Below are 26,020 nucleotides of genomic sequence, written 5' to 3' on the forward strand. Positions count from 1 at the left end.
TACGTATTAAAGTGAAAAAAGACCCTTCTCCCCCTACATAAAGATGTAAGGGGCGAAGAGTCTTCTGTTCGCGGTACCACCCTAATTCACTGTCAAAAAACTGACAGTCTCATTGGTTCACATGCGTAACGGGCACGAATCGGATGGACCTACTGATTTGTTCAATCCATCTATTCAGGAGTGCTACTAAATGCTGAAACCACTGATTCTCACCAACCATCAGTTCTCTTGAGATTTCCTTGCACAAAGTGTATCTCCATCAACATAGTTAATCTGTATATTTGAATTGACTCCATCATATACAGCGATAAAACCATTGTCAATATATAAAAAATATTAAGATTATTTTGCAAGCGTTTCCACTTTCCATAAACCTAGTAGCCACAAGACTTCAAGAAACCCAAAAAAATTTTCATAATTCAATCAAGCCCGTCTATTTCTACAATACTTTTTGTTTCCCAAAAATTAGCACAGAAAAACCGCCCACCAAAAGCTTAATGGGCGGTTCGTATTAGCTTAAGCCGAAATCATTTACTAATGCTGCAAGGCCACCTTGGTAGCCACTGCCAATTGCGTTAAATTTCCATTCGTTGCCGTGGCGGTATAACTCGCCAACTACTAAAGCTGTCTCGATTGAGAAATCTTCTCCAAGATCATAACGGATGAGTTCTTCATTTGAGTTTTCGTTCATAATGCGGATGAACGCGTTCGAAACTTGTCCAAAGTTTTGGCCTCTGCTGTCTGCTTCATGAATCGTAACTGTAAATACCACTTTATGAATATCAGAAGGAACGTTTGGCAAATCAACGATCACTTGCTCATCATCGCCGTCACCTTCACCAGTCAAGTTATCTCCTGTGTGAACAACAGATCCGTTTCCGCCTTCAAGATTGTTGTAGAATACAAAGTCTTCTGGTCCGCGTGATTTGCCGTTTTCACCTACTAAGAAAATCGATGCGTCTAAATCGAAATCGCCGCCACCGCTGTATTTGTTCGTATCCCAACCTAAACCAACGACCACTTTTGTAAGACCTGGGTTTGTTTTTGTTAAATCGATTTTCTGTCCTTTTGAAAGGTTAATTGCTGACATCGTAAATTCCTCCTCTAGTTAATTAGCTTTACGTTGAGCATCTTCATATTTCTTCTGCAATTCTTCGATGCGGAGACGTCCTTCTTCACGCATTTTACGATTTTCTTGCTCGATTTCGCGTGTGTCGTTCATCCCTTGCATAATAGTCTCCCATGTCTGTTCGATGGTTTCAATCTTGATGCTCGGTTGACCAGACATTCTAGCAATATCTACACTTTGACGTGAAATATCATTAGCGTTATTCAACAGCATTTCGTTCGTGCGACGATCCAATTCACTCATTGATTCGGCTACTAAGTTTTGGCGCTTAGCTGCAATGGCATTGATCAAACCTGTTTTAAAAATTGGAATGGTCGTAACGAAAGCTGAATTGATTTTTCCGATAAGCTTTGTGTTCCCGCGTTGAAGCATACGGATTTGAGGCGCCGACTGGTAAGAAACTTGTTTTGCCATCTCTAAGTCGTAAACACGTTGTTCTAAAAGCTCAATGGCATTTTGCAAAGAGTTTAGTTCCATTAACGCCATTTGATCTCCAGATTCTGCTTTTGCACGAACAGCTGGCTCTTGAGCTCTTAACTCTTCTACTTTAATATCGCCTGCTGCAATGTATTTTTCTAACTCCATGAAGTAATTGAAGTTTTGATTGTATAGTTCTTCTAAAGTTGTTGTCGATTTCTTCATTTCGCCTTCATACTTTGTAATTTCAATGTATACTTTATCGATTTCAGTTCCCATCGTTTGGTACTTATTAAATAATTGTTCGATTACTTTATTGCCCTTATTGAAAATCTTATTGAGAAAACCTTTTTTTTCAACGAAATCTTTTTTATCGAATTTGTCCATAATTTTACCTAATTGCTTAAGTAATTCACTAGACTCTTCCATACTATTTGCTTGAACTGAGTTTAAGACTTTTCCAGTAAAAGCGGAAATTTCATTGGCTGGCTCACGGCCAAATTCCAATAAAGCGATTTGGTTTTTCGGATCAATTTTTCCAGCTAATTGAAGAACTTCAGGGTCTTTTTTCAACTGAACTTTTAATTGGTTTTCATCTTTCATCACCAATTCTTGTTGTTCGATTTGATCTGGCATATTGGTCATCCGTTTTCACTCCTTTTTGGCTATAGCCATTTTTTGAAAATTTTCTTCACTACGGACGGCTCGCGGTAAGGCTCGTTAAAACTCCGTTCATCGAGCCAATGCGTATCAAATGACTCTGCATCAATCCATCTTTCTATATCTTGATGCCCTTGAGGATTGATGACAATCACATCGAGACCAAACACATGAATTAATGCGATTGCATTAGCATCTGCACGGCTCAATTCACCATCTTTTTCTTCGTTATAAAACAGCATTGTCGGTACAAATTGGGGATAATCAAACAACTGAATCAATTGAATGACCGAATCTGGTAATGCCATCGATTGCGAAAAAGCATACAGTTGCAACTCTTCAAACGACTCGCTACTTTGAGATTGCAAGATTGGTTTTTCTACATGTCTTGAAATTGCTGCAGCAATTGCAGTCTGCACGCCGTCCGGTAATTTATTGTATTTCCACCAATGTGCGGATTTCATCTTTTCAGGATCAAGTTGTCCATTTTTCCCAAGCGCTGCGCGGTAATGAAATTTCTGATTGCCCTTTCGTTCTTCGATAAACGGAAAACTTCGAATCAACTTCGTGTCTTCACGCTCGGTTAAGTTATGAACATTGTCCCAAAAACGTTTACGGTCTTTTTCAATGCCCATTACTTTGGAAAAGACGACAGGAATGTTGACTCGTCCACTCCCTACTGAAAAGGATGGCCGAACCATCGCACGTTCTTTAGCAAGCATAAATCCTTCGTCCATTGTTGTCTTCAATCGAACGGATTGTGTTAAATAAGATTTGAATTGAAATGGTTTATAGAGTCCCGAATCATCATGATGCAAAAGACGATCTACTTCTTGGGTTGCTCGGTAAGCGACTGTTCCTACGCGTTTTGGTTTTTCTTCCGGAAAAGGCAAGAGTGAACCGGCATTCACTTGGAAACTATGACTATGAATACCTTCACTTCCAACAGCTTTCTCAAACCAACGCTCTCCTGTTGGGTCATAAACAATAATGTGAAAGCCAAAAGCAGCTGCTAACTTTAAAAACCAGCTTTCACTTTCTGTAACGCTGCCATACCATAAAAATCCTGGCAAACCTTTTTCTAGATCCAACTTTTCAATCTCAGGTTCGATATGATTAAATATCCATTTAACCAAGTCTGTCGTCACACGACGGAAAGACGAATGAGTCGTATCTCCACCTGATTGCGCTTGAAACGCTTTCAAAATATCAATCAACACAATTCGCAAACGTCTATTGAGATCCACGTCTTTTAACTTAGGGAGTAGTCCTTTACCGTCAAGAAAAGCTGTCATTCGATTGGGCGATAACCCTTTTTCTTTTTTATTCATTTCAAATAAATCTTGAAGTGTTCGCAATCGATCTTGTTCAATATACTTGTTCATATTATCAGAAAGTCGAATCAACCGACCCTCTGACTCTTCCATAACGTCATAGATTGATGCGAAATATTCATCCGCATCAAGTGTCATGCCCGTAATTTGTCCAAGCAACTGTGGATACGTAATGCTAGTTTCTTCAATTTTCGTTTCACTGTGATCCACTATCGGTTTTTTCAGCCATTCCCCGATTTTCTCCGGATCCCAGGTTTTAGCGGGGATTGGATTCAATTGAACCATTGGAATCTCTCCTTGCTTTGTTGCTTACTGACGTTGCAGTGATATCTCAGCAACACGAGCTAAAATTTCCTCGCCTGCTTTAATGCCGTAATTTTCTGTCTTACGAATATGAGCTGAAATAGGAGCAGCATTTCTCGCAGCTTCACCGTGAGAGGCAAGCATGCCATAATCGGCACTTTCCAATAAATCTAGATCTAATAACGAATCTCCAGCAGCAACGACATAGTTAGCACCTATATGTGTCTTAATATACTCCATTGCCCCTGCTTTCGTAATGCTTTCTGGCATAAAATAAAGTTTTCTGCCTTGAAGTGATAATCCCCAGCCAAGCTTTTTAAAAGTGGCGGTGTAAAAATCTAACTTGTCTTCAGGAAAACGAGCACGATCGATGATTAAATAAACAAACCAATTGTCTGCTTCTCTCACTTTAACTACCCAGTCTTCTGAAAAATGCCGATTAATTTCCGGTAGTAATTCCTTTATAACGGTTTTACGATTTGTGCACGTTTGGCGAATTTGGTCGGACCATTCCTTAATCGGCTGACCATTTTCTAAAATAACCGCTCCGTTAGAAATAACCGCAAAACGTGGAGGTTGTTGCCCTTCAAAAATACCGGTTACTCGCTCGTATTGAGCTTGCGTACGTGTAGTCACCGGAAGAAAAAAGGTTGAATCGTCAATATTCCATAGAGCCAATTGACTTTTTTTTGTCATGAATGACAAAGGCTTGCCTTCGTAGCGCTCTACTTCAACTAACTCTTCTTCCGTGACGTCCATTCCCATTGAATTACGGGAATAAATCAATGTTTGATCTAAATCGCTAGCGAATAATACCGTCATATTTCTTTACCTGAACGGATCAAACCGATTGCGCGATAAAACAAGTCTGGAATCACTTCGACCGGCACGTCTTTTTCTTTTGCCAACATCAAAATATGATGTACATCCGGATTATCCAAGCTGTTAACAAGAACTTTCCACGGACTTCTGCGTAGCAAAACGCGCGTTGTTTCACCAACGCCTGGTTTAATCAAATGATAATCGGTTTCACGATACATCTGCTGACCGATTTCTTCGACTTCTTTCATTCCTTGCCACGTTCTTTTTGCTGTTACAGGAGTTGAGACAGCGTCTTTTTCGACTCTTTCTTGTGTACCCTTAAAACAATCTGTAATTTGATCGACAAAGTCATTTGATAAATCCTCTTCCAGCAATTCACCGTAAAATTTCGCACCATGGAAATCATCTTCACCGATATACAGTTTGTTTAAAATGGTTCGGCTCACGAGTCCTGATACTGTCGCATTCAGACATGCGCTCGGAATAAGAAAGTCTTCGCGCGTACCGAATAATACTGCACACGCTCCGGGATCGGCCAGTACGGCCATATCATCATGGAGATTCAAGTTTTTCGTTTTATTGAGATGATTTACCGCCTTGGTCAATTCCTTTTGAATTGCCCCTTTTCCGGTCCATCCATCGACAAATTGAATACGACTTGTCGGATGTGCAGCACGTATTGAATCGATCGCTTTTTCATCAATTCCTTTATCACGCAAAATAGAGACGCTATAATGTGGCCATTTCATATTCAATATTTTTTCAGCGTAACGGCGAATTAAGATGCCGATTGGGCTACCTGCTCTCGCTAAAGAAACAAGGACAACATCGTCTGTTCCTGCATTCATAAAAATACGCTGTGTTACGAGGCCTACTAAATAAGCCAGTTGTTCTTTCGTTTTTACTACTGTTTCGTGATAAAGCTTTGTATATTCATCAGAAGGTCGATATTCCATCGGAAGTCTCTCTGCGTAATGAGCACCTGTTTGAACTGCTTTTTCGCGCTCTTCTAATGTACTTTCAGTAAATACTTCGCTTACATCTTTCAATAGGAAAGTGATGTCTTCTTTCGGATAACTCGTTTTTACTAAACCGGTAGCTATCATTCGATTTCTTCACTCCTTTTGGTAGTTGTTAGAGATATCCATTCTACTGGTGCTTTTTCTTCTAAATAAGCAAGTAAGGGCTGCCATTCAGAGGAATCGATAACCGATTCAGCAAGTAAATAAATCCGATCAATATCCAATTCATTCAAGTTGTAGATGAATTGGCTTATCTCTTCAGCATCTGGTAAATCAAACTTCGCTTTTTCTTGAATTGGATAGCCTGTTGTCTTTGCGGCGAAAATCGGACTGCGCGTCGTCGTCTGTACGAGTGAATTGCCTCCTAATGCTAAAGCAAAACGAATTGGCAAATACATATTCTCCCCTACTCCAATGACCAATGCTTTATCGCTTTTTTTAGCAACTTGTGCTGCTGCAGTTTCTGCCCAATTTGTGATTTCATCGTGTTCTTTACTCGTAAGGCCGAAGCGCCCCGTATGCGAAATATACTGTTGTTTTGTTTTCGAAACAACCGATAATTTGTTTTCGCTTATTTGGATAGTTGGAACTCTTTGTCCTGTCCCGTTTAGCAGCGTATCTGTAGGTTCTTCAGGTGCTCTGCTATGAACTAATTCAAAATCACCGGACATTAACGATAAGATTTTCAAGCTGATTTCTCGGCTACTTGTCATTTTTTCTATCTTTTCTCGTTGGCTAGCATTTCGCCAATCGAGAATCGACAGCGACACGTAGTTTTTCCCAGGAAATTGATCATCTAATGCACAAACCAAATTTAACAAAGTATTGCCTGTTGAAATTTCATCGTCAATTAGCACAATGGTTTCAGCTTCTTCAAGCATTCCTGAAGGTGCATATACTTTATGGGAAGTTGCGTGGGAATGTTCTTCTTCAAAGACAAAAGATGGGGTCATGCCAACAATTTCTTCACGAGTTGTATGAAGATAAGCTGCTTTTTCAAAATGCTGAAAAACCGAATGACCAAGGCCTGTCGCAGTTTCAGCCATTCCGATAAAAACCGTTTTCTGCGGTAACGCTTTTTTGAATTCGAGTGATTCGATGCTTAGTTCACGATTGGCTTTACCTGTTTCAATCATTCCCACAAGATGAGCTGTATTAGAATACCCTTTAAGACCTGCTCTTTCCATTAACAAAGAAGCTAGTAACGTTCCTGTTCCAAGGGCTACGGAAGGATTTACAGCTAAATGTTTGGCAATCAGCTTACTGACAAATAAAAACTGACGCTTTTTATTGACACGTAAAGCTACAGAAAAAAGCGATTCTGGGGAAAGCCCAGGATAAGCATCTGTAACTGAAATATGAATATTTAAGTTATCCCATAATTTAGTATTGATTTGATAATTGGTTCGCCCGGAGATGATTGAGGACGTCGATTGGTTGATAGTTTTCATTCAGCACCCCATAGACTTCCGCTTGAGCAATTACTTTTTTTGCCCAGCTCAAATGCGGTTTTACTTCGTTCATTTTGTTACGTTTAGGACTTTGTAAAACACCATTTCTCCCCTTACTTTCATTGAGGATTAATTTGGCGTCTTCATAAGCTTCGAAAGATATGATGTGTCCGGCATTAACGATTGGAATTTGAGAAGGATGAATGCATGTTTTCCCTTTAAACCCGTTTAATATATCCAATTGGACTTCTTCCCAAAGGGTTTGTTCTGGTTTTGAAGAAAGCCAAAGCCTTTCTCCGACCGAAAAATGTTCATAGACAGGACCTGAAACTGTGAACCCGTCTTCTGAACGACCAAACTGGTTTAATATAGCAATCAGGCAATCACGAATGATGTGAACATCATAAATCGTCCGTTCAGCCGGACGCCGCAAGCCATAAAGACTAGAAAAATCGGTTGCCCCAACGCGAACGGTCAAAATTCGTTCTGCTTCTGACTGTATAATTTTATATAATTCCGCTAAAGTCTGTTCACGAGATTCGCTGTACAACACTTCTTTTGTTTCAAGTAAAGGCAAGGCGTATAGCTTTCTACCAGCTGCTTCACTGGCACGATTGAGCGCTTCAAAAAACAATGGTAAAGTGTCAGGTGAACATTTCGGAAAAACAATTCCTGTTATAACACTTAAAGCGGTTCCGGCATTTTTGATCAATTTATCCAATTGATCCGGTGTACGAATTCGTAAAAACAAAATGGGACCTGCTGCCAATTGTTCAGCACTTGCTTCTTCAAGCTTTTTAAATTCACTTATTGCATTTTTTTCCGCTTGCTCTAGTTCCGTATCCGCTACTGCATCTTCTAGGCAGATAATTAATGTGGTTAAGCCAGCAAATGCGCCTTTACTATATTCACCATTCAAAATCTTTTGAGCAAAATCTGCTCTAGATCCCGGTGTATAAAGTGCTGCGCCCAGTGCTAAACTTAATGTTTCCCGTTTTGTATCACGGTTAAATTCTGCCGGGGAATATTTAAAAAAAGTTTTTAAATCAGAATCGGTTAATCCGTTAAAATGTCTCATACATGATCCCTCCCGGCATGCTGCCGTAACAGCCCGTTCAAATTATCCATTCCTTTATGAATGGAGAAAAAGCAAGGAGACAGTCTCCTTGCTTTTCCATCGTTTCCTTAGCTGTTTAAGCCAAAGTCTTTCACAAGCGACTCTAAGCCACCTTGATACCCGCTGCCAATGGCATTAAATTTCCACTCTCCACCGTGACGGTAAAGTTCACCGACAACCACAGCAGTTTCAATTGAGAAATCTTCACCAAGGTCGTAACGGATTAACTCTTCATTTGTATCACCATTTACAATACGCACATATGAATTGCTTACTTGGCCAAAATTCTGACCGCGTGCTTCAGCATCATGGATTGTGATTGCAAAAGTGGCTTTTTCGATTGATGCAGGAATAGCTGATAAGTTTACGTTTACTTGTTCGTCATCCCCATCACCTTCACCTGTTTTGTTATCGCCCGTATGCTCTACAGCACCGGCAGCGCCAGTCGTATTATTGTAGAAGATGAAATCAGCTTCTGATGCTGTTTTTCCTTCGCCATTCAATAGGAAGACTGAAGAATCCAAGTCAAAGTCTTGTCCACCGTCATATTTATTTGTATCCCATCCTAAACCAACAACTACTTTTGATAAGCCTGGGTTACTTTTAGTTAAGTCTACTTTTTGACCTTTTGATAAATTAATTGCCATTACTTCAACACTCCTTAAGAATATTTGTTTGCAATTGATCCGATATCAGGTTCTGATGCGCCTTCACCAATCGCAGAAAACTTCCAGTCAGTTCCTTGACGGTAAAGTTCGCCTGTAATTAACGACATTTTGCCAGCATAGTTTTCTGTTAAGTTATAATGAACCAATTCTTCTTTCGACTGGTTGTCGACTAAACGAATAAATGCATTTTCAATCATACCGAAATCTTGTTTCTTTTTCTGTGCGTTGTAAATGTTTACAACAAAAACTAAACGGTGAACTGACGGTGAAATTCGTTTCAAATCAATATTGATCATTTCATCATCGCCGTCGCCTTCTCCAGTCAAATTATCACCAGAATGGACTACGCTACCGTCTTTGCTTTTTTTATTGCCGAAATAGATTAAGTTTTCTTTAGCAGTCAACTTGCCGTTTTCATCCAGTAATAAGACCGATGCGTCACAGTCAACGTCAGCTCCGCCGCCTCCGCCTCCGCCTAATAGATTACTTATGAAGCCTCCACTTTTTTTAGTTGCTACTGGATCCCAGCCTAAGCCAACCATAATGCTCGAAAGCGATGAACGTCCTTTTGTTAAATCGATTTTTTGACCTTTTACAAGATTAATCGCCATTCCTAACACTCTCCATTCATCATTATGTATTCTATTTTAATGGTATTGGTCTAACATGTAAAATTCAACGAATAAAGTTTACCGGAAAGTTCAGTCATTTGGAATTTCCAAGGTTATAAAAACACGCTGAATCTTCAAACAAATGTTTTCTTAAAACACCTGACGTATACTAATACGTATATAAAGCTAGAAAGTTTCATTTTCTTATGCTCACTTCTTAAATAGCATGGATAATGGGAGCTAGCAAATCATTTCAGTAACAATCGGAGAGGGGAAATAAAAATGAAGCTTATCTCGATCGTGGTTCCTGCTTATAACGAAGAAGCCAATATTGCAGCAATGTACGATAAATTGATGCAGGAACTAGAGTCGCTTCCCTATCGTTATGAAATTATGTTCATTAATGATGGTAGCAGTGATAACACCTTACAGGAAATTTTAAAATTAGCTGAAGCGCATGAACATATAAAATATATTTCGCTAACACGTAATTTTGGTAAAGAGTCCGCGATGCTCGCTGGCTTAAAACGCATTAAAGGAGATGCAGCCATTGTCATGGACAGTGACTTGCAACATCCGCCTACGTTGATTGGTGAAATGATTCAAGGCTATGAGGAAGGCTTTAACCAAGTGGTAGCTAAACGATCACGTACAGGTGATTCTAAAGTGCGTTCTTTGTTTTCTTCTCTTTACTACAAAATCATCAATTCAATCACTGATGTCGATTTGCAAGACGGTGAAGGAGACTTCCGTTTATTAAGTCGTAAAGCCATCAATGCCATTTTGGCATTAAGTGAAAGCAATCGTTTTTCTAAAGGTTTGTTCTCATGGATTGGCCTTAGTAAAAAGACCATTAACTATGAAAATGTATTACGGACCGATGGCGATTCAAAATGGTCTTTTAGCAATCTCGTCAATTATGGCATCGACGGCATCATTTCATTTAATATGAAGCCTTTGCGCATTTGTTTTTACACAGGCTTTTTAGTCTTATTCTTGTCTCTCATTTATATTTTCTTTACACTCTACAATATTATGAAAGAAGGTATTGGTGCTCCCGGTTACTTTACGACGATTACAGCGATTTTGTTACTTGGTGGCATTCAATTAATCAGCCTTGGCGTTATTGGCGAATATATTGGTCGTATCTATAATGAAACAAAGCAACGTCCTCACTTTCTTGTAGATATCAGCAATGCGGATGAATACCATGAATCTTAAAGCGCTCAATACTGAATTTACTCGTTTTATATTTGTCGGTGTCCTTAATACCTTGAGTTATTACTCAATCTATTTAGTTCTTCATAACCTTTTCAATTTGCCTTACCTATTGGCACATATCGTCGGCTTTTTAATCAGTTTAAATATTTCATTTTTCTTAAACTGTTATGTCACGTATCGCATTAAGCCGACTCTTAAAAAATATTTGTATTTCCCATTAACACAAGTTGTGAATATGTCAGTTTCGACTATACTTATTTTTGTTTTTGTTGAATTTCTGCACCTCAACAGCAATATCGCGCCTTTTGCTGCGGTATTATTCACAGTTCCCATAACCTTTATCGTATCGAGCAAAATCCTTAAAGACACACCTTCACCAAAATAAGTAAAAAGATGGTGACACTATGCAAAAGTTACGACCTGTTATTCTTCTCATATTCGTCAGTCTACTCTTATCAGCGATAGGCCATATTGTTTTTCTCAAGCAATGGTCAACCGAACATTTTATGGTGGGGATTAATGATGGCCTTTCACAAATGATGCCTTTTAAACACCTTCTCTATGAACAATATACACAAGGCGAATTTTTTTATTCGTTCGATTTTGGTTTAGGGGCTGGCACATTTAGTGAACTGTCTTATTATTTTTCTACTTCGATTGTGTTCTTGGTTTCAGTAATAATGATATCTATACTAAAAGCGCTACACATTATTCAAACTACTGATGTTTTGTTTTGGGCAAACGCTGCCGTTTTCATCAGTATTATTCGTTTAGCAGCTGTCTTGTTTATCACAACTCGATTATTTATGTATATGAACATATCAAAACCAGCAGCGTTAGTCGGTGCTTCACTTTACGGCATTTCTGGCATGTACTTCCGCCACGTTACGTATTGGGAATTTTTCGCGGATGCTTTTTTGTGGCTGCCAATTTTATTGCTTGGCGTTGAAAAGATTTTCCGCGAACAAAAACCCGGCTGGTTTGTAACTGCCGTAGCGATTTCCATGATTGATAACTTTTACTTTGCCTATATTAATCTGTTACTGACCGCTATTTATATTTTGTTCCGTTTATTTATCCCATTAACTCAGGATGAACAAACCAAAAAGAAAAGCATGATAAGTTTTTTTGTCGCTGGATCTATTGGTGCTGGTATCAGTGCGGTGTCGTTTATACCAGCTGTCTATGCATACTTAAATAACCATAGACCAGTTTTTAAACAAGAAATCCTTTGGATGGACGAAACTATCGATAATATTTTGTTTACTAGCTCCATAATTGTCTTACCTGCATTTTTCGTTTTTGTGTTATTTAGCTGGTTCTTATACCGTGATAAAACATTCCGCTTGTTTGCGCTTCTTGGAATTGCGGCCATCATTATGCACAATAGTCCAATGATTGGCAGTGCTTTTAACGGTTTTTCTGCTCCTCAGTATCGTTGGGAATACTTTTTATCGTTGGTTATGGGTGGAGCAGTTGCTGTTGCTGTTGACCATTTGCATAAATTCACGTGGCAACGCTTTGTCATACCAGCTATATTGACGATTTCCAGCTTTTTGATTTACGTGTGGAAAGATGAATATTTTGAAATAGATTCGCAATTTTCAACTCTAGCGATTAGCGCTTTAGTCATTACATTTTTACTGTTGCTGCTATACATCTTATTCAATAAAAACCTTATTAAATATTCGTTAATGGCATCTCTATTGCTGTGGACCTTGTTATTTGCCAACCTGTATCAAACCGAAAAAATCCTTGAAGAAGGAGAAATTTCGCAAGTTAGCAAAGAACTAATGACAGGTGTCGATTATGACGATCCCGAAATCAAAAAACTATTGAAATATATTCATGAAAAAGAAAATGGCGGACCTTACCGCATTGAGTGGATGGAAGGCGTTCGCAACAATACTCCAATTGTTCAAGATTTCCAAGGGTTTAGTGCGTATTCCAGCATTTTAAATAAAAATCTATTGTATTTTTATTTATACGATCTTGAAATCGACATGGGGCGTGAAAGCGTCAGCCGCTATGCCACGCTTGGCAACCGCGCAAACTTGTATAGTATGTTCCAAGGAAAATACATTATTCGCTCCCGTGGAGATTCCAATATTCCATATGGTTTCGATGAAATTCATGCTTCTCCTAAATACATCATTTATAAAAATGACTATGTCTTGCCGTTCGCACGTGCTACCTCTAGCGTTTATGAAGAACAGCAATTAGCGGCCGCCTCTCCGTTAATGCGTGAACAGGCTATATTGACAGGAGTCGTACTTGATCGAGGCAAGGTTGCTGACCCTTTACCAGAGCCAGATGAAAACATTTTAAACTTTGACCCTGCCACAATTGGGGCTACGTTCAATGATGGCATATTAAAAGTAGTTGAAAGAACCGGAGGCTTGAACTTAAACTTGGAAAAACCACCTAAATCTGGTGGTGATTTGTTCGTTTCCTTCAACTTGGTAACAAAAGCAGAAGACCAAGGCTTTCTGCTCGAAGTAAATGACTACCAAACGACTAGAAAATCCAATCAGTCGATTTATAAAACATTTGTAGATGACTTAACCATTCGTATCCCAGCTGAAGAATCTATTGAAATCCGCTTGCCTAAAGGTGAATATGAAATAACGGAAATTCAAGTATATTCGGCTTCTTATCAAGCTTTGCGCAAACAAGCGGCACAGCCTGATTTATCGAGCAATTTATCAATTGATGGCAGTCATGTGAGCTTAAATTATGATAATGCCGCGAATGATGAATACTTAAAACTAACTATTCCTTATGAGCGAGGCTGGCAAGCAACAATTAACGGAGAACAAGCAGAAGTGTTAAAAGCTGATTTTGCTTTTATAGCCATTCCATTAGAAGCTGGCAACAACAACATTTCTCTCTCGTACCGCCCACCATTTTTCAAACCTGCAGCAGCAATTAGTTTAGTGTCTATGCTTCTCGGTTTTGCTTTGGTTTTTCGCAAAAGAAAAAGAATAAATAATTACTAGTAGTGAAAATATTGGCAACTCTACTATTTCTCCTACTTTAAGCGCCCCTATTTCGACTTTTATGACCAGTCGAAATAGGGGCGTTTTTTTCACTGCTACTCCTTAGGAAATACTAACCTTATATGGAATTTCTCCTCCTACAAAAGAAGTGGTTTCACCTAATCTCGTTTACTATGTTGCTTTAACGTGTAAGGAAGAGTAACACAATTTCAAGGGAGGAATTCAGATGAAGCGTTGGTTTTTGCTCGGTTTACTCTTGACTCTTTTCGTATTTCTAGCAGCTTGTGGAAATGACACCACAGATGAGCCACCTACCGAATCTGATGGTGCAACAGAAACAACGAGCGACGACAGTACAGCCAATCAAGATACCACTGAAAGTGCACCTACTAACGGTGGCGAGATCGTTATGGTAACTGTCCAGTTAATAAACGGGGATGGGAATGCAATAGGGACTGCTGAATTGACTGATGAAGAGGATGGCGTGGCAGTAGCTCTTCAAATTGAGGACTTGGAAGCAGGTATGCACGGCATTCATTTTCACCAAGCAGGAAAATGCGAAACTCCTGATTTCAAATCGGCTGGCGATCACTTTAACCCAGAAAATTCAATGCATGGCATAGACAACACTGATGGTCCGCATGCTGGTGATTTACCGAATATTGAAGTAGGGGAAGACGGCACAGTTTCCCAAGAGTTTAAAGCTGAAAATGTCACACTTGAAATTGACGAAGAAAATTCATTGTTTAAAGAGGGAGGAACTGCCCTTGTTATTCATGCAGGAGAAGATGACCAAATAACCGATCCTTCTGGTGATTCAGGTGACCGAGTTGCTTGTGGAGTTATTACTGCAGAATAGCAATAAACGAGACAGAAAACGAACTAAAACGACAATCCTTCTTTCAGAGTGGGCATTGTCGTTTTTACTAAATCCAATTATTTAGTTTTTCTATATGGTGTTTAAGTAAATTATTGGCGGGAATATTGACGTTAAATACTACTTAATCTAGAGGAGGATTCATCATGCCAAAAGATAAATTCGAAAAAATAGATGAACAAGTTAATCCACAAGAACAATCTACACAACCCGGTTCAGAAGAACAAATGCAACCTGAGCCAATTTATGATGACGAGAATTATGTAGGCTCAGGTAAGCTTGATGGTAAAGTTGCACTTATCACCGGCGGAGACAGCGGCATTGGTCGCGCAGTAGCAGTAGCTTATGCCAAAGAAGGTGCGAGTATTGCAATTGCTTATCTTGATGAACACGAAGATGCAGAAGAAACTTTAAAGGCGATTGAATCATACGGCGCAAAAGGTGTTAAATTTGCTACAGATATTAGTGACGTAGAAAATTGCAACCAACTTGTAGTAGATGTCATTTCTGAACTTGGCCAATTAAATGTTTTAGTAAATAATGCTGCCAAACAATTTCCACAAGAAGATTTTTGAGCCATTAGCCCTGATCAATTAATGGAGACGTTCTCTACTAATATTTTCAGTATGTTCTATTTGACACAAGCTACTCTTCCTCATTTGCAAAAAGGAGACAGTATCATTAACACTTCATCTGTAACAGCTTATCAAGGTTCTCCTGGTCTAATTGATTATTCATCAACGAAAGGAGCCATCACGAGTTTTACACGTTCTCTCTCTGCCAATCTTGCGCATCAAGGGATTCGTGTGAATTCAGTAGCTCCAGGACCTATTTGGACACCATTAATCCCTTCAACTTTCGATGCCGAGAAAGTCAAAAAACATGGTCAAAACACATTATTAGGACGACGCGGTCAACCTTCCGAATTGGCTCCCGCTTACGTATACCTAGCTTCTAAAGATTCTACTTACGTAACTGGCCAAGCCATTCATATTAATGGCGGTGACTTTATTAGTTCTTAAAAAACAGACTCAGCCAAGGCTGAGTCTGTTTGTTTATTCACCCTATATTATTTTTGCTTTTTTTCTTCTTGTGCGATGAAAGTTAATGCTCTTTCAATTGTTGAGAATGTAACTAATCGACTATCACGGTCTAAATCATTAGAGAATTGTTGTGCCGCCGCTACGGTTATACCTGTTACATAAAGCTTGCTTCCCATAATTCGAAGTGCATCGTAAATCTGCTTAAACCAATAAAGTGGTGAATTTTCTTTCCAAGATAAACCGGTAATATCGATGATGACGTATTCAATGCGATTCGATTGAACATATTCACAAACTTTAACTTTCAACGTTTCAAAGCGATGATGATACATTGTTCCAACGAGTGCTACAGTTGCTACATTTTCTTGTACAGATAAGATTGGCAACATCAATTTTTCAATCTCATTTTCGTTGGCCATAATTGCTTGTTGCTGAGAACGCTCGAGAGTAATATCTGTTTGAGTACCGATAAAGTACAAATCCCCTTCAATTCGAACCGGATCAATAACTAGCCGATTCCAAAATGGCGAGCCGTCTTTACGGTAATTTTGGATTGTTAAAACGACTTTTTCTTCAGCAGCAATTGCCGTTCTCATCTTTTCGATATCTTCATTAGCTGTACCCGCTCCTTGTAAGAAGCGGCAATTCCGGCCAATTATTTCTTCCTGCGAGTAACCCGTCATATCTATAAAGGTTTTGTTTGTATAAATAATAGGATTATCCGGTTGCGATGGATCGGTCACAATCGTGCCCACTTTACTACCATCTAACATAGCTTCAAGCAAAGTTACTTGTACTTCATGGTTTAACTCCTTCAAGCGGTCCACCTCGTCTTTCGTTTCATAAAATAATCCTAGCATAACCACAAAGCGAAATCCAAAGACTCCTCCGCTTTCGCGTTTCATGTTCTTTTCATAGGGTAAATAAAAGAACAAAGAATCTTTCATACAGGAGGAAGATATAATGGCAAAAGTATTAGCAGTGTTATCGAGTGGCTATACAGATGAAGAACATAATTACGTAACCGGTTGGTGGGCAGAAGAACTGTTTGCCCCTGCATTAGAGCTTGAAAAAGAAGGTCACACTGTTGAACTAGCTTCTATCGACGGAGGTAAACCTATCGTCGACCCAATAAGTGTTAGCGCAGATTATGACCCGAACGGTATATACAAAAAACAATATGAATCAGGGATTGCGGACAAAACAATGCCAATTGTTAATGTCAAAGCTAGTGATTACGATGCGATCATGATTGTTGGTGGACATGGCGCCATGTTTGATTTAGCACATAATGAAGATTTGCACGCGGTGATTAATGTTGTTTATGAAACAGGTGGTATCGTGTCTGCCGTCTGTCACGGACCTGCTCCATTGATTTATACGAAAACAAAAGAAGGACGCAATTTGCTTGAAGGTCTAAAAGTAACTGGTTATCCAAACGATAAAGAACCAAAAGAAGTTGTAGATTTGTTGCCTTTCAGCCTGGAAGACGAATTAAACAAAATAGCCAATTATCACGAAGAAAAAGATCATGACGCCTATGTAGTTTGGGGTAGTAAGCAAATCCTTACTGGACGTGACCCCCAATCTTCTGAACTGTTTGGCAGAGAACTGGCTCAAAAACTAACAGAGCGAACGCTTAAATTGGAAGAAAAATTCACCAGTTAGCGCTACTTTAAACAGGAAAAAAATAATAGCGATTTCGAGGAGGCATTTGTATGAGCAATGATCATAAAGATCATGAAGAAGAGTACATGGAAGCAACCAAAGAAGAAGCAAAACATCGTTCCCCCGAAGAAAAACAAGGGATTCAAGAGCCACGAGTAACAGGATATAAACCGTTACAACTCGGTATGATTATTTTTGTTATTTTAGTTCTTGTTATTGTTGGTTTTGGGTTCGGTACTGATTGGTTTGGAATTTTCGATTGATTACAGACGTGTACATTCACGATAAAAAGAGGCTTTCCGACAATCGGAAAGCCTCTTTAATATTAATTATTTTCGGTTAATGTTAGTTCGAAATTCTGTAGTTCACCATTTCTATAAGCTTTCACTTTTAATGTGTCGCCGACTTTTGTTTCATTATATAGATACTGTCGAAGTTCCAAAACCGAATTTACTGACTTTCCGTCCAATTCAACAATAACATCATATGTTTCCATGCCTGCAGAAGCTGCTCCTGAGCTTTCGACTACCGATTGAACGACAATACCGCCTTCAATTTCTGAAGGCAAATTCAACTGGCTAGTGCGGTATTGCGCCGGCACTTCAGCTAAATCCAAAATAGCTACGCCCATAGATGGTCGGTGTACAGCACCTTCAGCTTCTAAATCGGAAATAACTGGAATCGCGGTGTTGATTGGAATCGCTAGTCCAATACCTTCTACAGCCTCTTGCGAAATTTTCATCGAGTTAATGCCGATCAATTGCCCTTGTGCATTGATCAATGCGCCTCCGCTATTTCCGGGGCTAATCGCTGCATCTGTTTGAAGAACTTCTGACTGCCAATCTTCTGTCCCATCTTGGTTGATATCAAGCGGAACTAAACGTTCGGTTCCTGAAATAACTCCCGTTGTGACAGAGCCAGAAAATTGAAGACCTAATGGATTCCCGATTGCAATAACCGGTTCTCCTGCTTGTAGTACAGAGGAATCTCCAAATTCTGCAACTGTTTCAATACTTTCACCAGGCACTTTTAAGACAGCTAAATCTGTCCAAATATCGGTCCCAAGTACTTCGGCATCCAGCTCCGTGCCATCGGCCAAAGTGACCATTACACCTTGAGCACCTTCTACTACATGATTATTAGTAACGATATAAGCCATGTCGCCGTCTTTTTTATAAATGACGCCAGATCCTACACCTGCTTCTTGTGACTCTTTCTTATCACCTGTCTGTGATTCAAAAGGATTTTGCTGTGCAACTTGCAAATTAGAAACACCCACAACAGCACTAGAAGTTTCCTCTACAATTTTGGTCACATCTGAAGTGACAACTGTAGATGTTGTTTGCAATCCACTAACGGCCTGGTTTGTTGAAGTTGTCGCTGCGCCTTCAACTTCTCCATCCGTCACACTTGGCAAAATAACGCCTACTAATAACGCTCCAGCGATCAACCCTGTAAAGCTAGAAGCAAAATAGCCTTTTTTGTTCTTTTTTGGTTCAGTTGAATTATAATAGCCCATCTTTATGTCCTCCTTATTCTGCTAATTCGTTAACAATGTTATATGACTCTGTTTTTTCTGCTAACCATTCCGCATATTTCGTATTTAACGCTTCATCAAACAACGTTTCTTTTATTTGTTCTTTGCTATCTTCCAAATTGGCTTCAGTTGCTTCTGTTTTGCCAGTTACTTGGATGATATGAAAACCGTAATCTGTTTCTACAGGTTGGCTTATTTCATCTACTTTCAAACTAAACGCGGCTTCCTCAAATTCGGGTGTCATTTCACCGGCACCAAACTCGCCTAATGCTCCGCCATTCTCAGCGTTACTTGTATCTATTGAATACTTAGCTGCTAGTTCGGCAAAATTACCACCATCATCTAATTCCGCTTTTACTTTATCTGCCTCTTCTTGAGTTTCTACCAAGATGTGATTCGCTTCTACTTTTGAAGCTTGTTCGAAAGTTTCTTTGTTTTCTTCGAAATAAGTACTAATTTGCTCATCTGTTATTTCAATGTCAGGTCCGATGATTTTTTCAACTTTCAAATAGGTTTTCATTTCTTCTTCTAAATCTGCTATCGACATACCACTTGAAGCAAGCGTTTGTTCAAGTGCTTCTGCACCACCATATTGCTCTTCATAAACAGCCATTTCTGTATCGATTTCTTCTTGTGTCACTTCAACTTTTGCTTTTTCTGCTTCTTGATTGACCACTTCGTTGGAAATCATTGCATCAAGTGTTGCCGCCCCCGAAGTAGCTACTAATTTTTCATACAATGCCTCTTTAGTGATTTCCTTGTCTCCTACTTTTGCGACCGTTTCATCGCCATTAAAAGCAGCTAGTATAAAAATAGCGGTTGCCGCTAATACACCCATCGAAATATAAATCATTTTTTTCATCTTTATTCCCCTTTCCCTATTCGTTATTACTAGCTTAACAAGCAGTTGTGAATAAACTATGACCAGAGTTTTAACAAAGATATAAAGTTTTCTACACAAAAAAAAGAGCTAAAGGTTATTACCTCAGCTCATTTTTTTGGCAAGTGAATTATGAATTTCGTTCCTTGTCCTTTTTTACTTTCAACATGGATTTCTCCGTCATGGAGCGTCACCAGTTGCTTGACGATAGATAACCCAAGTCCAAATTGACCGCTTCCGCGTGACAAGTCCGCTTTGTAAAAACGACGCCACACCAGATCAATTTCTTCTACGTCAATGCCTGCTCCATTGTCTTCTATCGTTACCCTCATTTGTTCCGCTTCCATATGAGTTGAGACTGTAATCATACCGTTCTCAGTAAACTGAATAGCATTCTTCACGATGTTCATAAGAATTTGGATTAAACGATCCATGTCCCCATAAATAACATCCCCAGGGTTCGTATGAATAACAATTTGGTTGCCTTTTTCTTTTGCTTGTAGGTAAAGCTGCTCTTGAATAATCTCCAAGAGCTCATCCGCTTCAATTTCTTCTTTTGTTAATATCACCTGATTAGATCTGATTTTTTCATAATCCAAGTTTTCATTTACTAAACGCATTAGGCGTTTTGTTTCTTCACTCGCTAAACGAACGCCTTTTTCTCGTTGACCTTCTTCAATCATATTGTTGCGCAGGCCTTCCATTATCCCGGCAATGGTCGTTAACGGTGTCCGCATTTCATGGGAAACATCCGCCATAAATTGCCGTCTGCGGTTTTCAAGTCGATCGATTTCCTCGTTAGATTGTTGAAGTTTTTCGGCCATTTTATTAAAGTCATGCGCCAAATCACCAAACTCATCGAAATTTGATTCTGGTAAATTCACATCGTAATGACCTTCACTTATCATAGATGTCGCTTTTCGCATACGTTTGATTCGACTAACATGCATTTTGGATAACCCTAAGCTAAGAAGCAATGCGATAGCTAGGGCAATTAACACCGCAGTGACTAAGGTTTTATTCAATTCGGCAATCATTTCACTTACTCCGCTAACAGGAGCAGCAAGAAGAACCCCTCCAGCTAATTGTTCGTTTTCGAAATACGGCATCGCTACAAATGTTACCGATAGTTCGAATCGTTCAACGTCCCGGTTGACGGTCAATGTCTCACCTCGTTCAATGACGTTCCATTCTTCTGATGTCAGCTCTACAGGGGGAAAAGAACCCGACACCGGATACATAATCCGACTTTGCTGATCAAAAACGATAAAACTGATATTTTGCGCTTTTAATATAGAGACATAAGATTGCAGATTGGTCCCAGGGCGTTCTCGCTCAAGCTCTTCGATGATTTGCCCACCGTATTTCTCCAATTCTTCCGCCTTTTCAGCATAAGCAAAATCATCTACGAAACGAACAAATAAAATACTCAAAATCAAAAAAGCAATCAATAAAATACTCATGTGGCTAGCAATCAGCTGGTAAAAATACTTAATTCGCGTGTTCTTCAAATTTATAGCCAACTCCCCATACTGTATGGAACAGCTTGTCCCCTCCGTCTATTTTTTTGCGTAAACGTTTAATATGAACATCTACTGTCCGTTCATCACCATAAAATTGATATCCCCATACTTGTTCCAATAATTGTTCTCGGCTGAATACTTGCTTTGGGTGTTGCAGAAAAAATACCAATAAGTCGAATTCTTTTGGTGTTAGGCTATCAACCGCTTGTCCATCTTTTTTAATATCGCGCGTCTCTTTATTGACAGTAAAATGAAAGGTTCGAATTAAGTCTGATACAGGTTCCGATTTTTGGACTCTTCTTGTCACGGCTTTTATACGTGCCATCAATGTTAATGGGCTGAATGGTTTTGTGACATAATCGTCTGCACCCATTTCAAAGCCAATAACTTGATCGGATTCGCTGTCTTTTGCTGTTAGCATGATGATCGGGACAGCGCTTCCTTCTTCTCGAATTTTGCGGCATAAAGCAATTCCATCCATTCCTGGAAGCATCCAATCCAAAATCAGTAAATCATGTCCGCCTTCTTTATATTTCTGGTAACCTTCTAGTCCATCTGCTGCAAACTCCCCGTTAATTCCTTCTTTTGAAAAAAACAATTCCAGCATAGAACTGACACTCGGGTTGTCTTCTACGACCAATATTCTCATCCCGCACCTCCGTCTATCTTTCTCTTAAAGTTAAATGACAAATCCGAAAGACGCAAGAAAATTGAAAACCGCTCTTCTATAAAAGAAGAGCGGCTCGACAATCTTTATGCTTTTTGCTCATTTTTTTTCAATTTCTCGAACAAAGAACCGATCATGTCGTAATCAATGTCGATGTTTTTTTCATACGCGTATTTCACGCCATATCCGAGTGCTAAAGTCATAGACGAGGCAACAGTGCCACCAATAATCGAGCCCGCCCCAGGAATAAATTTTAGCGCCTGGCGATAAATGGTGTGACCGATTGTTTTCGTCGCAGTGACAATAATCATGTCTTTCGCCGCTTTTTTAGTTAATGGCTTGTCGTAAAGTTTGGATAATTTAATGATTAAGCCTGCCTGTAACGTAGTAAGCGGCAATACGTCAGAACCTGGAATTGGTGACGCGCCAATTACACCTGCTGAAACACCTGCACCAATAATCCAACGATTGGCGGCAGCGGACTTTTCTTTTATGCTTTTGGCGAAGAGCAAGTCCTTACCCTTCTTTTCGAGCAAAAAAAGAATTTCCTTCTTTAAGAGATCCAAGTTTTCTTCTGTTTTGGAGGAAATCGGAATAACTTTGTATTTATTGGCAGTATGTCCTTTTATAAATTTAACAATGGATGGAACATCTTCTGCGGCATCGATTTTATTTAAGACGATCAAAATATCTTTGTTGTGTTTTTCAATTTCATTGAACTTTTCTTTTTCGCTTTCAGAAAACACTGTCCCTGCAGCATTAAGGAAAAACAAGACCACATCGGACTTCTGAACAAATTCCAAGGTTTTTTTAGGGTTCTCGTCATTTGGATCATTTAAGCCAGGTGTATCCATAAATTTGATGTTTTCCAACCCTCGAATATTATAAGGATCTACGCTGACCGTTTCTCCTGGCATTGGATTTGTGCTAGCAATATTTTCTCCAATGATTTTGTTGATGGTGGAAGATTTGCCGGCATTCACTTCACCGATTAACGAAATCAAAAGTTCCTGTTCAAGAGAATCGTTCACTTTTCTCATTTCTCTTTCAAACATTTTATCCATCGCTTGCATTACTTCTTTTTCAAATTCGTTCACTATAACTCACGTTCTCCCCTCGCGCATACTTACTTATTATTCACTTTAACAGTTTTTCTTGAATTATGGGAATTATTACTCAGTGTAGACTTTCAATAATGTATCTGCATAGTTCATTAACGTTTCCGTATCTTTAATGTGTTTTTTAGCTGCGCTATTTTTATTGCGTTTTTCCATAGTCTTCAAATCGTATAGAACGTCTGGCAATTTAGCTCCCGGTGCTTTATAAAATTGTTCAGACTGAATATAAGAACCACCTGGCAAATAATAACGCATACCTACTAAATTCTTTTTGTACTGAAATAAGTTATGTCCCATCATCGGATAGTCATGATCGATTCCGAGTAACGCTAGTACCGTTGGCATAATATCGGTTTGACCGCCAAGGCGGGTCATTTCCGTTTCTTCAAAAAGATTTCCTCCTGTAAACAATAGCGGAATGGTAAATTGATCTTTTAACGAATATTCATGCCCTAAAAACTCACTTAACAATTGATGATCTTCTTCTGTTACTAAGCTGCCATGCATACCTGAATGGTCTCCTAAAATAACGATTAACGATTCATCGTAAATCTCTCGGTCTTTCAACTCTTGAATGAACGAACCAATTTGCTCGTCTGTATAACGAACTGATTGCAAATAATTCCCGATATACGTACCCTCATATTCAGAAGGGAGATCTAAATATTGCATAGTGTCTGGCATTTCAAATGGTGTATGACTCGTTACCGTGACAATATTCGCATAAATTCTCTCATACGTTTCGAGCTGTCGCGGTAATTCGCCTGCCACAAAATCGAACAACACTTCATCTGCTGGTCCAAAGCCAACTTCTTTGACGTTTGGTATGTCTTCACTCGAAAAAACTTCTTCGTATCCAAGAACTGGATAAAGCACATCACGGTTCCAAAATGTCACTTCATCAGCATGATACGTTGCCGACCCATAACCTTTTTCCTTTAATGCTCGTGCTAACGAAGGTGCTTCTTTTCCGGACAAGCTATTTGATGTCGGAATCATCCCTTGTGGATAAAGTCCTGTATTTACAATCCACTCGGCATCAGAAGTTGTTCCAGCTCCTACTTGTTGAAATACATTTGAAAAATAAGCACTTTCACTCAGCAGTTGATTGAGGTTTGGCGTGATTTCCTGTCCATTTAATGACTTGTCTAGAACGAATTCTTGTAAAGACTCGACTTGTATGATGAACAAATGGCGTCCTTCCGCAACTCCAAAACTATCATGTTCACGAACTTCTACAAATTTATTGCCTTTTAGTTCCTCTAATTCTCTTTCTGTTAATTTACTCGAAGAAGCATGTGCGCTATCTGTCGAACGGTTATACAATTGAGCTACTTGAGACTGCAAATAACCGTGTTCTTTCGCAAAATAGGAGACATCGATGATCGACTGCTGAAGAGCATAGACTACCGTAATAGCACAAATCGCTGCCATACTAACCGCTACATGTTTCAAAGCAATTAGCTTTACTGGATTTTTCCAGCGACGCGCCAAAAAAAAGAGCACCAAAGCATCGAGGAAAAACAAAAAATCCCATGGATTTGAGAGCATCGTAATAGTCCCACCAACAGAGCCAGATTGCGTCAATTGCTGCAAATCGTAATAAGAAGGAATTGTAGAATAGTAACGCATGTATAAGGTAATCGTAAAAAAAATGACGGAGACCAGCAAGTTAAATAACCAAACTGCTCGCCACATTTTTTTATGAGCAACTAATAAAACGACAGATAGCAAAAATGCCCACATTGGAAATTCGATTAAGATAATATGCCAAATTGATTTTTCATTAAAAATAAGCACACGAAAAGCACTTACTTTAATTAATAATAAGAGATAAATAAGGACATATGGCATAAGATTTATTTTCTTCACACAGAGCACCTCTTTTCTACAGACGAAAAACTAAGTTGAATGTTGCATATATTCAATTTAATAGGGAATAAAGGATGTATAGTGTTATCCAGACTACACTAACAATCAGCAGGTCAACTATAAGACAAGCTAGCTATTCGTTTTAATGAGTGAGCCTGACTAACTAAAAGGAGCGATTCGATGCAACCTTTAAAAGCACTTTTCATCAACACTTCACTAAAAAATTCTAAAGAACCTTCCCATACGGAAGAGTTCATAAAAGACGTTCAAGTTCACTATAATCAATTAGGTGTAGAATCTGAAATTGTTCGTTTAGCCGATTACGCTGTTGCCTATGGTGTTCAACCGGACATGGGTGAAGGGGATGAATGGCCACAAGTTTTTGAAAAAGTAATGGCCGCAGATATTGTGATTATCGGTACTCCTTTATGGCTTGGAGAAAAAAGCTCGTTAGCGACGCAAACCATTGAACGTCTTTACGCTAGCAGTAGCGTTACTAACGATAAAGGACAATCTATTTTCTACAATAAAGTTGGTGGCGTTGCAATCACCGGTAATGAAGATGGTGCGAAACACGCAGCAGCTTCTGTTCTTTACGCACTTTCTCATATTGGATTTGTTGTACCTCCAAATGTCGATGCGTACTGGGTTGGTGAAGCAGGACCTGGTCCATCTTATATGGATACTAAAAAAGATAATGAATTTACTAAAAAAGCAATTAGACGACTTGCTTATAATACGTATCATTTTGCAGGTATACTTAAAAACAACCCCATTCCAAGTGAAGGAAATACACTTGAATAATATTCATCAACAAACTGAATAATGATGCATAATCTTCAACTAGGCTGGCCACTGCGCTTTCCATGGGCTCAGCTTCAGCCTCCTCGTCACTGGCGTTCCTGCGGGGTCTTCAGCTTTCGCTGTCCCATAGGAGTCTTCGTGACCAACCTAGTTGAAGGTTTCCAGCTTCGATCACTATGAGATATTTGAGTGCGCTTCACCATAAAAGTAACCTATCAAAAAAATTTACCCACTCGCTTAAAGATTCGGAGCACCTAGTGGCGACTCCAGCGGAAAA

Annotated in this window: 23 protein-coding genes, 1 pseudogene and 1 other annotated feature; of the genes and pseudogenes, 8 read left to right on the forward strand and 16 right to left on the reverse strand. The window is 39.2% G+C overall.

Translation table 11 applies throughout. From position 1 onward, the window contains the following. Window positions 1-45: 45 nt before the first annotated feature. Window positions 46-272 (reverse strand) — a binding site (T-box leader). Between the two features lie 239 nt (window positions 273-511). The 9 genes from BBI08_RS14600 to BBI08_RS14640 all read right to left on the reverse strand — a co-directional run bounded on the left by BBI08_RS14600 (window position 512) and on the right by BBI08_RS14640 (window position 9,534). Beyond that, window positions 512-1,090, reverse strand: coding sequence for a TerD family protein (locus BBI08_RS14600; RefSeq protein ID WP_008498421.1), 579 nt, complete (start codon window positions 1,088-1,090; stop codon window positions 512-514). Window positions 1,091-1,108: 18 nt separating this feature from the next. After that, window positions 1,109-2,191, reverse strand: a complete 1,083-nt coding sequence (locus BBI08_RS14605; protein ID WP_065528269.1) for a toxic anion resistance protein — start codon at window positions 2,189-2,191, stop codon at window positions 1,109-1,111. 20 nt (window positions 2,192-2,211) lie between these two features. Beyond that, a complete protein-coding gene (locus BBI08_RS14610; RefSeq protein WP_065528270.1) occupies window positions 2,212-3,825 on the reverse strand; it encodes a YceG family protein in 1,614 nt (537 codons plus the stop codon). Between the two features lie 24 nt (window positions 3,826-3,849). Beyond that, entirely contained in the window at window positions 3,850-4,665 is an 816-nt protein-coding gene (locus BBI08_RS14615) for an HAD family hydrolase (RefSeq protein ID WP_065528271.1), read from the reverse strand. After that, on the reverse strand, window positions 4,662-5,771 hold the full coding sequence (locus BBI08_RS14620; protein WP_008498415.1) for a cysteine protease StiP family protein: 1,110 nt from the start codon (window positions 5,769-5,771) through the stop codon (window positions 4,662-4,664). The genes BBI08_RS14615 and BBI08_RS14620 overlap by 4 nt, the downstream gene beginning before the upstream one ends. After that, window positions 5,768-7,138, reverse strand: coding sequence for a phosphoribosyltransferase domain-containing protein (locus BBI08_RS14625; protein ID WP_236610242.1), 1,371 nt, complete (start codon window positions 7,136-7,138; stop codon window positions 5,768-5,770). Before BBI08_RS14625 ends, BBI08_RS14620 begins: the two co-directional genes overlap by 4 nt. Beyond that, complete coding sequence (locus BBI08_RS14630; protein ID WP_065528272.1) at window positions 7,071-8,216, reverse strand: HpcH/HpaI aldolase/citrate lyase family protein; 1,146 nt, start codon at window positions 8,214-8,216, stop codon at window positions 7,071-7,073. Before BBI08_RS14630 ends, BBI08_RS14625 begins: the two co-directional genes overlap by 68 nt. A 107-nt stretch (window positions 8,217-8,323) precedes the next feature. Further along, window positions 8,324-8,902, reverse strand: a complete 579-nt coding sequence (locus BBI08_RS14635) for a TerD family protein (RefSeq protein WP_008498412.1) — start codon at window positions 8,900-8,902, stop codon at window positions 8,324-8,326. Window positions 8,903-8,916: 14 nt separating this feature from the next. Then, on the reverse strand, window positions 8,917-9,534 hold the full coding sequence (locus BBI08_RS14640; RefSeq protein WP_008498411.1) for a TerD family protein: 618 nt from the start codon (window positions 9,532-9,534) through the stop codon (window positions 8,917-8,919). Between the two features lie 276 nt (window positions 9,535-9,810). Here BBI08_RS14640 and BBI08_RS14645 point away from each other — a divergent pair, with 276 nt between their 5' ends. The 5 genes and pseudogenes from BBI08_RS14645 to BBI08_RS14665 all read left to right on the forward strand — a co-directional run bounded on the left by BBI08_RS14645 (window position 9,811) and on the right by BBI08_RS14665 (window position 15,653). Beyond that, window positions 9,811-10,755 (forward strand): glycosyltransferase family 2 protein, encoded by a 945-nt coding sequence (locus tag BBI08_RS14645; RefSeq protein ID WP_269466085.1) that lies wholly within the window; start codon window positions 9,811-9,813, stop codon window positions 10,753-10,755. Further along, complete coding sequence (locus BBI08_RS14650; protein WP_008430244.1) at window positions 10,745-11,140, forward strand: GtrA family protein; 396 nt, start codon at window positions 10,745-10,747, stop codon at window positions 11,138-11,140. The genes BBI08_RS14645 and BBI08_RS14650 overlap by 11 nt, the downstream gene beginning before the upstream one ends. A 19-nt stretch (window positions 11,141-11,159) precedes the next feature. Then, the gene (locus BBI08_RS14655) at window positions 11,160-13,754 is read left to right on the forward strand and encodes a YfhO family protein (protein WP_065528273.1); all 2,595 of its coding nucleotides are present in this window, start codon (window positions 11,160-11,162) and stop codon (window positions 13,752-13,754) included. Window positions 13,755-13,980: 226 nt separating this feature from the next. After that, window positions 13,981-14,613 (forward strand): superoxide dismutase family protein, encoded by a 633-nt coding sequence (locus tag BBI08_RS14660; protein ID WP_008498407.1) that lies wholly within the window; start codon window positions 13,981-13,983, stop codon window positions 14,611-14,613. A 164-nt stretch (window positions 14,614-14,777) separates the two neighbouring features. Then, a pseudogene (locus tag BBI08_RS14665) lies at window positions 14,778-15,653 on the forward strand (SDR family oxidoreductase). Window positions 15,654-15,700: 47 nt separating this feature from the next. Here the strand turns inward: BBI08_RS14665 and ytvA are convergent. Next, the gene (gene ytvA / locus BBI08_RS14670) at window positions 15,701-16,534 is read right to left on the reverse strand and encodes a YtvA family blue-light photoreceptor (protein ID WP_040851007.1); all 834 of its coding nucleotides are present in this window, start codon (window positions 16,532-16,534) and stop codon (window positions 15,701-15,703) included. A gap of 103 nt (window positions 16,535-16,637) precedes the next feature. On the opposite strand from ytvA, the gene BBI08_RS14675 reads away from it, so the two are divergent. Continuing rightward, entirely contained in the window at window positions 16,638-17,342 is a 705-nt protein-coding gene (locus BBI08_RS14675) for a type 1 glutamine amidotransferase domain-containing protein (RefSeq protein WP_008498405.1), read from the forward strand. A gap of 50 nt (window positions 17,343-17,392) precedes the next feature. Continuing rightward, on the forward strand, window positions 17,393-17,605 hold the full coding sequence (locus tag BBI08_RS14680) for a hypothetical protein (protein ID WP_008498404.1): 213 nt from the start codon (window positions 17,393-17,395) through the stop codon (window positions 17,603-17,605). Between the two features lie 62 nt (window positions 17,606-17,667). Here BBI08_RS14680 and BBI08_RS14685 read toward each other — a convergent pair whose 3' ends face one another. The 6 genes from BBI08_RS14685 to BBI08_RS14710 all read right to left on the reverse strand — a co-directional run bounded on the left by BBI08_RS14685 (window position 17,668) and on the right by BBI08_RS14710 (window position 24,939). After that, window positions 17,668-18,861, reverse strand: a complete 1,194-nt coding sequence (locus BBI08_RS14685) for a S1C family serine protease (RefSeq protein WP_008498403.1) — start codon at window positions 18,859-18,861, stop codon at window positions 17,668-17,670. Between the two features lie 13 nt (window positions 18,862-18,874). Then, window positions 18,875-19,741, reverse strand: a complete 867-nt coding sequence (locus BBI08_RS14690; RefSeq protein ID WP_083383324.1) for a peptidylprolyl isomerase — start codon at window positions 19,739-19,741, stop codon at window positions 18,875-18,877. Between the two features lie 128 nt (window positions 19,742-19,869). Beyond that, on the reverse strand, window positions 19,870-21,222 hold the full coding sequence (locus tag BBI08_RS14695; RefSeq protein ID WP_008498400.1) for a sensor histidine kinase: 1,353 nt from the start codon (window positions 21,220-21,222) through the stop codon (window positions 19,870-19,872). A gap of 28 nt (window positions 21,223-21,250) precedes the next feature. After that, complete coding sequence (locus tag BBI08_RS14700) at window positions 21,251-21,931, reverse strand: response regulator transcription factor (RefSeq protein WP_065528274.1); 681 nt, start codon at window positions 21,929-21,931, stop codon at window positions 21,251-21,253. A gap of 104 nt (window positions 21,932-22,035) precedes the next feature. Further along, complete coding sequence (locus BBI08_RS14705; protein ID WP_201764048.1) at window positions 22,036-23,049, reverse strand: GTPase; 1,014 nt, start codon at window positions 23,047-23,049, stop codon at window positions 22,036-22,038. 72 nt (window positions 23,050-23,121) lie between these two features. Then, the gene (locus BBI08_RS14710) at window positions 23,122-24,939 is read right to left on the reverse strand and encodes an LTA synthase family protein (protein ID WP_040850991.1); all 1,818 of its coding nucleotides are present in this window, start codon (window positions 24,937-24,939) and stop codon (window positions 23,122-23,124) included. 180 nt (window positions 24,940-25,119) lie between these two features. On the opposite strand from BBI08_RS14710, the gene BBI08_RS14715 reads away from it, so the two are divergent. Next, entirely contained in the window at window positions 25,120-25,743 is a 624-nt protein-coding gene (locus BBI08_RS14715; protein ID WP_065528275.1) for a flavodoxin family protein, read from the forward strand. Window positions 25,744-26,020 lie beyond the last annotated feature (277 nt).

The organism is Planococcus halocryophilus (assembly GCF_001687585.2).
Taxonomy (GTDB): Bacteria; Bacillota; Bacilli; order Bacillales_A; family Planococcaceae; genus Planococcus; species Planococcus halocryophilus.

Coding starts and splice junctions, on each gene's coding strand:
- BBI08_RS14680 (WP_008498404.1), top strand. CDS start 17,393: ATGAGCAATGATCATAAAGATCATGAAGAAGAGTACATGGAAGCAACC.
- BBI08_RS14605 (WP_065528269.1), bottom strand. CDS start 2,191: ATGACCAATATGCCAGATCAAATCGAACAACAAGAATTGGTGATGAAA.
- BBI08_RS14630 (WP_065528272.1), bottom strand. CDS start 8,216: ATGAGACATTTTAACGGATTAACCGATTCTGATTTAAAAACTTTTTTT.
- ytvA (WP_040851007.1), bottom strand. CDS start 16,534: ATGCTAGGATTATTTTATGAAACGAAAGACGAGGTGGACCGCTTGAAG.
- BBI08_RS14675 (WP_008498405.1), top strand. CDS start 16,638: ATGGCAAAAGTATTAGCAGTGTTATCGAGTGGCTATACAGATGAAGAA.
- BBI08_RS14610 (WP_065528270.1), bottom strand. CDS start 3,825: ATGGTTCAATTGAATCCAATCCCCGCTAAAACCTGGGATCCGGAGAAA.
- BBI08_RS14600 (WP_008498421.1), bottom strand. CDS start 1,090: ATGTCAGCAATTAACCTTTCAAAAGGACAGAAAATCGATTTAACAAAA.
- BBI08_RS14620 (WP_008498415.1), bottom strand. CDS start 5,771: ATGATAGCTACCGGTTTAGTAAAAACGAGTTATCCGAAAGAAGACATC.
- BBI08_RS14690 (WP_083383324.1), bottom strand. CDS start 19,741: ATGAAAAAAATGATTTATATTTCGATGGGTGTATTAGCGGCAACCGCT.
- BBI08_RS14715 (WP_065528275.1), top strand. CDS start 25,120: ATGCAACCTTTAAAAGCACTTTTCATCAACACTTCACTAAAAAATTCT.
- BBI08_RS14685 (WP_008498403.1), bottom strand. CDS start 18,861: ATGGGCTATTATAATTCAACTGAACCAAAAAAGAACAAAAAAGGCTAT.
- BBI08_RS14650 (WP_008430244.1), top strand. CDS start 10,745: ATGAATCTTAAAGCGCTCAATACTGAATTTACTCGTTTTATATTTGTC.
- BBI08_RS14640 (WP_008498411.1), bottom strand. CDS start 9,534: ATGGCGATTAATCTTGTAAAAGGTCAAAAAATCGATTTAACAAAAGGA.
- BBI08_RS14625 (WP_236610242.1), bottom strand. CDS start 7,138: ATGAAAACTATCAACCAATCGACGTCCTCAATCATCTCCGGGCGAACC.
- BBI08_RS14615 (WP_065528271.1), bottom strand. CDS start 4,665: ATGACGGTATTATTCGCTAGCGATTTAGATCAAACATTGATTTATTCC.
- BBI08_RS14700 (WP_065528274.1), bottom strand. CDS start 21,931: ATGAGAATATTGGTCGTAGAAGACAACCCGAGTGTCAGTTCTATGCTG.
- BBI08_RS14635 (WP_008498412.1), bottom strand. CDS start 8,902: ATGGCAATTAATTTATCAAAAGGTCAAAAAGTAGACTTAACTAAAAGT.
- BBI08_RS14695 (WP_008498400.1), bottom strand. CDS start 21,222: ATGAGTATTTTATTGATTGCTTTTTTGATTTTGAGTATTTTATTTGTT.
- BBI08_RS14660 (WP_008498407.1), top strand. CDS start 13,981: ATGAAGCGTTGGTTTTTGCTCGGTTTACTCTTGACTCTTTTCGTATTT.
- BBI08_RS14655 (WP_065528273.1), top strand. CDS start 11,160: ATGCAAAAGTTACGACCTGTTATTCTTCTCATATTCGTCAGTCTACTC.